Source organism: Pontibacter sp. HJ8, assembly GCF_054824225.1.
Genome location: NZ_JSYF01000605.1, coordinates 1 through 1,319 on the forward strand (window position 1 = coordinate 1; position 1,319 = coordinate 1,319).

General features: G+C 51.4%; 1 protein-coding gene. It reads left to right on the top strand.

Annotated features, from left to right (window positions below):
* The first annotated feature begins 103 nt into the window (after positions 1-103).
* Positions 104-946, top strand: a complete 843-nt coding sequence (locus tag OB13_RS19965; RefSeq protein ID WP_461491945.1) for an MBL fold metallo-hydrolase — start codon at positions 104-106, stop codon at positions 944-946.
* Positions 947-1,319: the final 373 nt, after the last annotated feature.

Consider the following 1,319-nt stretch of genomic DNA (forward strand, 5'->3'; position numbering starts at 1 on the left):
CAATTTGAAAAATACTTGCCCGGCAGCCTGAACGGGCTATACGCATAATTTTGACTTTTTTCAAGTTGAATAATCGCTGGAAAAGCGCGAACTTTGTATTCTTATGCAATTGTTCATCACCTCATTAAATTCAGGAAGTAACGGGAACTGCTACTACATCGGAAACGAGCAGGAAGCAGTACTGGTGGATGCCGGTATCTCGTGCCGCGAAACAGAAAAGCGGATGCAGCGTCTGGGCCTTTCCATGCGCAAGGTGAAGGCTATTTTTGTCTCGCATGAGCACTCGGACCATATCCGGGGTATACCGGTGCTGGCCAAAAAGTACAAGCTGCCGGTGTACATTACCTCCGACACCTTGTACCGCTCCCGGATGAGCCTGGAAGGGATAGAGGTGCTATCCTTTACCGGCTATGAGCCGGTGCAGGTAGGAGGCCTGTCGGTGACCGCTTTCCCAAAATTTCATGATGCGGCCGACCCCCACAGTTTTGTGGTGGAAGGCAATGGCGTGAAAGTAGGGGTATTAACGGATATCGGTACAGCTTGTGAACATGTGATCCGGCATTTTCAGCAGTGCCATGCTGCTTTTCTGGAAACCAACTACGACGATGATCTGCTGGACCAAGGCTATTATCCCTATCATCTGAAGCGCCGCATCAGGGGAGACAGGGGGCACCTGTCCAATAAGCAGGCACTGGAGCTATTTGCTGCGTATAAGCCTGCTTTTATGAGCCACGTGCTGCTCTCGCACCTGTCCAAAGACAACAACTGCCCGAAGCTGGTGAAAGCGCTTTTTGATACCTACGCCGATGGCACAGAGGTAGTGGTCGCGTCCCGTTTTGAGGAAACTCCTGTGTATAGCATCCGTTGCCAGGGAGACATTTTTGAGCGCAGCGAACCTGTCGTGTTGCCGTTGCAAGCTTCTTATGAACAACTTTCGTTGTTTTAGCTTGTAAAAGGGTATGTATTGCCTTTGGCAGTATGGCTTTTAGCTGAAGGCCATACTTTGATCAGCAAGCTATATGCTGGCGTAGCAAGCGCCTTTCCAATGCTCTTTACCTACCATTTCATTGTTGACTGTGGAGCGCTCTAAGCCGCGGGGCATCGTCCTTTGGCATCGCGCTGTGTATCTTTCCTTTGCTTCCCTTCGGTCGCAATGCCGCTTGCGCGGCACCGGAAACCTACAAGGCGCTCAACCCAAGGACTGGGAGAAGGTCGATAGCAACTGCCTTCAACTGTAGCAGTTCCTGTGATGGCTATACCTGGTCCAAACCCCCTGGCCCTCAGAGCTTCGCTCGCAAGCTTCGAACTCGCGTTCTCGC